Source organism: Kitasatospora sp. NPDC056138, from assembly GCF_042264695.1.
GTDB lineage: Bacteria > Actinomycetota > Actinomycetes > Streptomycetales > Streptomycetaceae > Kitasatospora.
In genome coordinates, this window is the sequence record NZ_JBHJVK010000012.1 from 22,271 (window position 1) to 30,057 (window position 7,787).

Below are 7,787 nucleotides of genomic sequence, written 5' to 3' on the forward strand. Positions count from 1 at the left end.
CGGGTGGGGCGGTTTCGGCGGCTGGGCGGGGCGGGTTCGACGGCCGGCGGGGCGCGAAGGCGTTGACACGCGTTACCAATGAGTAGCAGACTCCGGCAGTGTTACCGGGGGTAACACCCGCGGTGGCGTGGATCGCCCCGTCCGCCGGGCGTCGGCCGGGCGGCACCCGCCAGGTACTTCCGACCGGAGGCTGGAAACATGAGCACCTTCTCCCTCGACCCGGGCGAGGACCAACTCGCCGTCCGCGACTGGCTGCACGGCTTCGCCGCCGACGTGATGCGACCGGCCGCCGCCGAGTGGGACGAGCGGGAGGAGACCCCGTGGCCGATCATCCAGGAAGCGGCCAGGATCGGCATCTACACCCCGGACTTCTACGCCCAGCAGTACTTCGACCCCTCGGGCGTCGGAATCCCCATCGCGATGGAGGAGTTGTTCTGGGGCGACGCCGGACTCGGGCTCGCCATCGTCGGGACGACGCTCGCCGCCGTCGCCGTCCTGGCCAACGGCACCGACGAGCAGATCGGCACCTGGGCACCGCAGATGTTCGGCACCCCGGACGATGTCAAGGTGGCCGCCTTCTGCTCCTCCGAACCCGATGCCGGATCGGACGTCTCCGCGCTGCGCACCCGGGCCGTGTACGACCAGGCCAAGGACGAGTGGGTGCTCAACGGCACCAAGACCTGGGCCACCAACGGTGGTATTGCCGCCGTCCACGTGGTGGTGGCGACCGTGGACCCCGCGCTCGGTGCGCGCGGGCAGGCCTCCTTCGTGGTCCCGCCCGCGACGCCGGGCCTCTCCCAGGGGCAGAAGTTCAAGAAGCACGGCATCCGCGCCTCGCACACCGCCGAGGTCGTCCTGGACGGTGTCCGGGTGCCGGGCCACTGCCTGCTGGGCGGAAAGGAGAAGCTCGACGCCCGGCTGGCCCGGGCCCGGGAACAGGCGGTGCAGGGCGGCGCGGCCGCCGCCGGCCCGGGAAGCCGGGCCAAGGGCACGAACGCGGCGATGGCGACCTTCGAGGCCTCCCGCCCGGCGGTCGGTGCGCAGGCGATCGGCATCGCCCGCGCCGCGTACGAGGTGGCGCTCGACTACGCGAAGACCCGGGTGCAGTTCGGCCGCCCGATCATCGACAACCAGGGTGTGGCCTTCACCCTCGCCGACATGAAGACCCGGATCGACGCGGCCCGGCTGCTGGTCTGGCGGGCCTCCTGGATGGCCGCCAACAACCAGCCGTTCACCTCGGCCGAGGGCTCGATGTCCAAGCTGTACGCGGGCGAGACCGCGAAGTGGGTGACGGCGCAGGCGATGCAGATCCTCGGCGGCAACGGCTACACCCGGGAGTACCCGGTCGAGCGGATGCACCGGGACAGCGCGATCTACTCCGTCTTCGAGGGCACCAGCGAGATCCAGCGCCTGGTGATCGCCCGCAGCATCTCCGGTCTGCCGATCCGCTGACGGGCGCCCCGGCCGGGATCGTTCCCGTCGGTCCGCCCGTCCGTCGGGCGGGCGGTCAGCCGGATGGTCAGGCAGTCGGACGGACGGGCGGACAGGTGGAGCGGAGCCGGGTCGAGCCCCGTCCGGGGGTGACCCCGGGCAGGGCTCGGCAGGCTCAGAACCGGGGCTCACGCCGTTCCAGGAAGGCGGCCAGCCCCTCGCGTACGTCCGGCGCCTGGCGGGACTCGCGTTCCCACGGAGCTGCCGCGACCCGGGCGTCGGCCAGGGTGGCGGTGGCCAGCACGGCTTTCGCCGCGCCGATGGTCTGCGGCGACCGGCGGGCCAGCAGGCGGCCGAACTCCATGGCCCGGGAGTCGAGTTCGCCGTCCGGCAGCACCTCGTCCAGCAGGCCGAAGCGCTCGGCCCGTGCGGCGGTGACCAACTCCCCTGAGAACAGCAGGTACTTGGCGCGGGCCGGTCCGACCAGACTGGCCAGGCGGTGCGTCGGCACGGCCGGATAGACCACGCCGAGCTTGGCCGGGGTGATGCCCAGCCTGGCCCCCTCGGCGGCGAACCGCAGGTCGCAGGCGACCGCCAACTGGCAGCCCCCGCCGACGCAGTAGCCGTGCACCACGGCGATCGTCGGGTGGGGGAAGGCAGCCAGTGCCTCCTCCGCCGCGACGTTCACCGCGTGGTAGGCGTCGGCCCGGTCCGCGGTGGCGTACACCTCGGCCAGTTCGGCGATGTCGGCGCCCGCACTGAAGGTGCCGCCCGCGCCGGTCAGCAGCAGCGCCCGCACGGCTGGCAGCGCCGCGAGCCGCTCCAGGACCCCGGGCAGCCCCTGCCACATCGCCAGCGTCACGGCGTTCCGCCGCTCCGGGCGGTCCAGTACCAGGACCGCCACGCCGCCCTCCTCGACGTACGCGCGCAGGCCGTCCACCCCGGTGTCGATGGGGGTGCGCGCGGCGGGCGAACCGTTGCCGGAGGTGGTGGTGGCGGCCGGCGGAGCGACGGTGCTCGGGTCGTGCTGGGGCAAGGCGGCCTCCGGGGTCATCGGGTCGGCGCTCACCCTTCCACAGCGGGCGCCCCGGCGGCCACGGCGGTGGCTGTGATCTCCACCAACTGCCCGGTGTAGCCGAGGCAGGCCACACCGAGCAGCGTCGAGGTGTGCGGGCCCTCGGCGAGCCCCGAGGAGTTCACCACGTCCCAGACCTCGGAGAGCCGGGCCGGTTCGTCGGCCACCACGTAGACCGTGCTGGCGACCACCTGCGGCAGGCTGCTGCCCGCGGCCTCCAGGGCCGTCTCCAGGTTGGCCAGCACCTGCCGTGTCTGCGCCGCGAAGTCGCCGGGGCCGACCAGCCCGCCGTCGGCGTCCAGCGGCACCGAGCCGGCCAGGAACACCAGCCGTTCGCCCGCCTCCACCACGGCGGTGTGCGCGTAGCCCGGCGGTGGGAAGAGCGTCGGAACGGTGCGGTGCTGGGCCATCGACGCACTCCTCGGATCGGGGATCGGCCACTGAATCATGACCGGGGGAGCCCGGGGCCGTCATCCGGTTTTCGACGTGCCCCGGCGGCTGCCGCGCCGGCCACCGGGGCACGTCGCAGGGTCAGGCCACCGGGGCACGTCGCAGGGTCAGGCCGCCGGAGCGCGCCGCAGGGTCAGGCCGCCGGGGCGCCCGGCCCCTGCTCCTTGGACCACTCGTGGGCCAGGATCGACCAGATCTCCTTGTCGTGCCGGACCCCGTTGTGCGGGAAGTACTCGCGCAGCACACCGTCCAGGCGCATGCCCATCCGCTGGGCGACCGCCCGGCTGCGGGTGTTGCGGCTGCTGTTCCACCACTCGACGCGGTGCATCCCGCGCTCGACGAACGCGTAGTCGATCAGGTGCCGGACGGCCGCGCTGATCAGGCCGCGGCCTTCGCCGGCCGCCTCCGCCCAGACGCCGATCTCGCAGTTGCCCGAGCCGGCGTCGAAGTGCACGAACATCACGCCGCCGACCAGTGTGCCCGCCTGCCAGATTCCGAAGATCCGGCCCGCGTCGGCAGCCTGCTTGTCCGCGTACCCCTGCAGCGTGGCCCGGGCCGAGGCGAGGTCGGTCGACCGGGACGCCCACGGGATCCACGGATCGGTGTTCGGGCGGGCCCGGTCGATGTGGGCCAGGAACTCGGCGGCCTGCCAGGGTTCGAGCGGGCGCAGCTCGGCGTCGTCGGCGAGCGGTATCGCGTACACGTGGGCCTCCTGGGCGTGCTTCGGGAGCAGGGTGGTACCGAACTGAGCGGTACCCAGGCAGAGAGGGTACATAACAAACGTTTGGTAGGTACCATGACGTCCATGACGCCTGCCCGTGGAGACCATGACGCCCGACGCATCGAGGTCTCCGAGGCAGTGTGGCGGGTTCTGGCCGAGCGGGGTTTCGGCGGGCTGACGCTGCGTGCGGTGGCCGCCGAGATGCAGGCCACCACCGGGCTGCTCACGCACTACTTCCCGAACAAGCGGGCCCTGGTGGCGTATGCCCTGGACGTGCTGGAGCGCCGGTCGGAGGAGCGCCCCCGTCCGGCGGCGGCCGTGGCGGCAGCTGCACGGGCGGAGGCTCCGGCACTGGAGACGGGGGCTTCGGCGTTGAAGATGCTGCGGGCCGTCCTGCTGGACATCCTGCCGCTGACGCCGGAGAGCAGGGCCGGGAACCGGATCTGGGTCGGTTCCTGGGACGTGGCGCTGGCCGATCCCGAGCTGGCCGCCGAGCACGCCGAGCGCTACCGGCGCTCGCGCGAGCGGATCGCCGGGCTGGTCGCCGCCGCCCAGCGGGCGGGCGCGCTGCCCGGAGACCGAACGGCGGCCGAACTGGCGGCGTCGGCGCAGAGCTATGTGCTGGGGCTGGTGGTGCAGGCGTTGCTCGCTCCGCAGGAGTTCTCGCCCGAGCGCCAGACGGTCCTGCTGGACACCTACCTGGAGGCGCTGCGTTCGGCCTGAACCGGTCTCGGTGCCGGCCGGGCGGCCGACCGGGTACCGGTCACGACGGGCGGGCCGGGCGCCGGTCGCGGTGGACCGGCCGGGCCGGGCCGACGGGCGGAGTGCGGTGCCCCCAGCAGGATTCGAACCTGCGACCTACCGCTTAGAAGGCGGGTGCTCTATCCGCTGAGCTATGGGGGCGTTACAGGGTGGAGTCAGCCCGGTGGGGCTTCGGCCGGTTTGGAGTCTGCCGGTGGGTGCACGGTGGCGACCGGCTGTTCCGGGACAGGATAAGGGTCTCCGGATACTCCGCCGAGTCTTAGGGCACCGCCTCGGGTGTGTCGGGCCCGGTGGAGCGGTCCGATAATCGCAGGTGGAGGCTGTGTCTGCAGCGCTCTGGCGCGTTCTGGCGCCGGACGTTGTGCAGTCGTTACGGGGCTGAAGCCTCACCCGTTATGGATTTGGTGCGGAGAATCCGGGTCTGTCCTGTCCGGAGGGGGGCAGATATGGGTTCGTTCGGTCGGATGACAAGGTCGAGCGGCTGTACTGGCCACCCGTTCGGGGCTCGGACGCCCGCCCGTGGCCGGTCCTGACTTGTCATGGCCTCGTTGCCTGGATGTCGGACTGCGGTTCTTTTCCGTCTTCGATTCACTCCGGAGAGTTACCCGGGTTATCCACAGGGCCCGGTTATCCACAGGATTTCCCGGGGGCTGGCGGGAATTTCCCGCTCCGGGCACCCTCTCGTCGGGATGGCGATTCCGCTCGGTAATTCCTGGCGAACGGAGGGTGTTGCGTGAACGAGACCCTGGTGACGATGGTCGGCAATGTCGCGTCGACCGTGAGCTATGCGGAAACGTCGGCCGGCGTCCCGGTCGCCAACTTTCGGATGGCGGCCACCGAGCGCCGATTCGACCGGGCCACCGGCGACTGGGTGGACGGCGAGACCAGTTGGATCACCGTGGTGGCGTGGCGCCGGCTGGCGGCCAACGTGGTGAGCTCGGTGAGCAAGGGGGATCCGGTCGTGGTGAGCGGCCGGCTGCGGATCCGGGAGTGGGGCGAGGAGGACAGGCGGCGCTCCGCCGTGGAGATCGACGCCAGGGTGGTGGGTCACGATCTCGGGCGCGGGACTTCGGCGTTCCGCTGGGCGGTGCAGGCCAGGTCGGAGCAGGTCACGGAACACGTCGCGGGGCAGGTCGCGGGGCGGCCGGTCCGCGAGGCGCTCCCCGTGCCGGACTGGATCGTCGCGGCGGTCGAGGCCGGTGGTTCCGGTCGCTCCGGCACGGCCGGCGCGGTGGTGGAGCCGTCTGACGCGGAGCGGGCCGGTGCGGCTGCGGTGGCCGAGGAGGCCGAAGTGTCCGGCGAAGTGGGGGCTGGTGGTGCTGCTGTGACGGCTGGTGCGACCTGACCTCGCCCGCCGCCGGGGCGGGACGCTCCTGGCGGGAGAGGTGTGGTTCGGGTAGAGAGCGTTGATTGACGATCGGAAACTGCTTCTCCGTCAAGTTCGGTCAACTATATGCCCCTTGATAACGATACAGATACGGAACTGTCCTGGTTTCGCATGGAGGTTTGCGGGGCTCAGCGGGTCAATAGGATGCCTCTGGTTCACACAAGTGCAGCGGCGCCACAGGGCGCGTCGCTTTGCAAGGCGGGCTGCCATCGGCACGACCCAGCCCGGAGGGATCTTTCATGTTCCACAAGCAGGGGCGGACTGTCTCCCGCATAGGCGCTGTCATGCTCGCGTCGAGCGTGGCACTGAGCGCAGGCGTCACCGCGGCAGGTGCGGCTGTCACGGCAGACGCGAACACCTCGGGCACCAAGGCCGTTCTGATGGACGGGCTCAAGCGCGGGGAGGCCGTCAAGGTCGACGGCAAGATGGTCGAGGGCGGGATCATCCAGCTGAAGACCGGTGACCACCAGACCCTCGACACCTACTGCATCGACCTGCACAACCCGACCCAGCGCGGGGCGACCTACCAGGAGACCGGCTGGGAGTCGAGCTCCCTGGCGGGCAAGCCCGAGCAGGCGGGCAAGATCCGCTGGATCCTCCAGAACTCCTACCCCCAGGTCAGCGCTGCCCAGCTGGTGAAGGACACGGGCATCCAGGGCCTGACGGAGGATGACGCCGCAGCCGGTACCCAGGCGGCGATCTGGCACTTCTCCGACGGTGCGAACGCCGTTCCGCAGGACGGCGAGGCGAAGCAGCTGACCGACTACCTGATCGGCAAGGCGGTGAAGCTGGAGGAGCCCAAGCCCACCCTCAGCCTCGCGCCGACCTCCGTCTCGGGTAAGAGCGGCGCGCTGCTGGGCCCGATCACCGTCACCACCAACGGTTCCTCGGTGGACCTCGCCGTGGACTCGGACGGCACCAAGGCCGGCCTCACGGTCACCGACAAGAACGGCAAGGCGATCACGAGCGCCAAGTCCGGCGACGAGATCTACGCCAAGGCTCCGGGGGGCGGCGCCCACGGCACGGCGACGATCAAGGCCAGCACCTCGGCCCAGGTCTCCATCGGCCGCGCCTTCACCGGTGTCAACGCCGACAACGTGCACAGCCAGACCCTGATCCTGGCGGGCTCCGAGGCCGTCCCGGTCACCGCCGGCGTCTCGGTCAACTGGGCCCCGGCCGGCCCGATCCCGGCCGTCACCAGCAAGGTGGACTGCGTCCAGGGCGCGGTGGTCGTCACCGCCGCCAACAACGGTGACCAGGACTACACCTTCACGCTCAACAACAAGACCTACACGGTGAAGCCGGGCGGCACCACCAGCGTTCCGGTCAAGGTCGAGGAGGACAAGCCGTACCACTTCACCGTCACCGGCCCGAACGGCTTCAAGCAGGACATCCAGGGTGTCCTGAACTGCAAGACCGACACCGGCACCACCACGCCGAGCTCCACCCCGAGCGCCACCCCCAGCTCCACCCCGAGCTCGTCCACCGGCGGTTCGACCGGCAGCTCGACCGGCGGTTCGACCGGTGGTGGCCTGGCCTTCACCGGTGGCGGCAGTGAGACCCCGTGGCTGGCCGGCATCGCCGGTGCGCTGCTGGTCGCCGGTGGCGGAGCGGTCTTCGCCCTGCGTCGCCGTGGCCGTCACGGACGCACCTCGGCCTGACCCGGTCGAACGCCTGGCCCGACTGAACGCCTGGCCCGACTGAACACCTGGCCCGACCGGTGAACCGAGACCGGTGAACCGGGGCTGGTGGTCAGGGCCGGTGAGCCGAGGCGCGCAGACACCGACGCAGTGAAGGTGCGGCGCCGAAGCACCGAGGGCCCCCGGTCCCGGGCGCCCCCCAGGGCGGGGGGGGGGGCCCGGGCGGGGGGCGGCGGGGGGGGGGGGGGGGGGGGGGGGGGGGGCGGGGCGGGCCCCCCCCCCCCCCCGCCCCCGGCGCGTCAGCGGGTACAGGTGGTGACC

At 71.8% G+C, this 7,787-nt stretch carries 7 protein-coding genes and 1 tRNA gene; 4 read left to right on the forward strand and 4 right to left on the reverse strand.

Annotation, left to right across the window (positions count from 1 at the left end):
- Positions 1 to 198 precede the first annotated feature (198 nt).
- The gene (locus ACFC1R_RS10980; protein ID WP_375936124.1) at positions 199 to 1,452 is read left to right on the forward strand and encodes an acyl-CoA dehydrogenase family protein; all 1,254 of its coding nucleotides are present in this window, start codon (positions 199 to 201) and stop codon (positions 1,450 to 1,452) included.
- Positions 1,453 to 1,606: 154 nt separating this feature from the next.
- Here ACFC1R_RS10980 and ACFC1R_RS10985 read toward each other — a convergent pair whose 3' ends face one another.
- The 3 genes from ACFC1R_RS10985 to ACFC1R_RS10995 form a co-directional block, all read right to left on the reverse strand.
- Entirely contained in the window at positions 1,607 to 2,500 is an 894-nt protein-coding gene (locus tag ACFC1R_RS10985; protein WP_375936127.1) for an enoyl-CoA hydratase/isomerase family protein, read from the reverse strand.
- Positions 2,497 to 2,916, reverse strand: coding sequence for a RidA family protein (locus ACFC1R_RS10990; RefSeq protein WP_375936130.1), 420 nt, complete (start codon positions 2,914 to 2,916; stop codon positions 2,497 to 2,499). The genes ACFC1R_RS10985 and ACFC1R_RS10990 overlap by 4 nt, the downstream gene beginning before the upstream one ends.
- Positions 2,917 to 3,089: 173 nt before the next feature.
- Entirely contained in the window at positions 3,090 to 3,659 is a 570-nt protein-coding gene (locus ACFC1R_RS10995; protein WP_375936406.1) for a GNAT family N-acetyltransferase, read from the reverse strand.
- A 102-nt stretch (positions 3,660 to 3,761) separates the two neighbouring features.
- Here ACFC1R_RS10995 and ACFC1R_RS11000 point away from each other — a divergent pair, with 102 nt between their 5' ends.
- Complete coding sequence (locus ACFC1R_RS11000) at positions 3,762 to 4,400, forward strand: TetR/AcrR family transcriptional regulator (protein WP_375936133.1); 639 nt, start codon at positions 3,762 to 3,764, stop codon at positions 4,398 to 4,400.
- Positions 4,401 to 4,507: 107 nt separating this feature from the next.
- On the opposite strand, the gene ACFC1R_RS11005 is transcribed toward ACFC1R_RS11000, so the two are convergent.
- Positions 4,508 to 4,580: transfer RNA gene (locus tag ACFC1R_RS11005), tRNA-Arg, on the reverse strand.
- Between the two features lie 592 nt (positions 4,581 to 5,172).
- On the opposite strand from ACFC1R_RS11005, the gene ACFC1R_RS11010 reads away from it, so the two are divergent.
- Complete coding sequence (locus ACFC1R_RS11010) at positions 5,173 to 5,784, forward strand: single-stranded DNA-binding protein (protein WP_375936136.1); 612 nt, start codon at positions 5,173 to 5,175, stop codon at positions 5,782 to 5,784.
- A gap of 326 nt (positions 5,785 to 6,110) precedes the next feature.
- Positions 6,111 to 7,487 (forward strand): Cys-Gln thioester bond-forming surface protein, encoded by a 1,377-nt coding sequence (locus ACFC1R_RS11015; RefSeq protein WP_375936139.1) that lies wholly within the window; start codon positions 6,111 to 6,113, stop codon positions 7,485 to 7,487.
- Positions 7,488 to 7,787 lie beyond the last annotated feature (300 nt).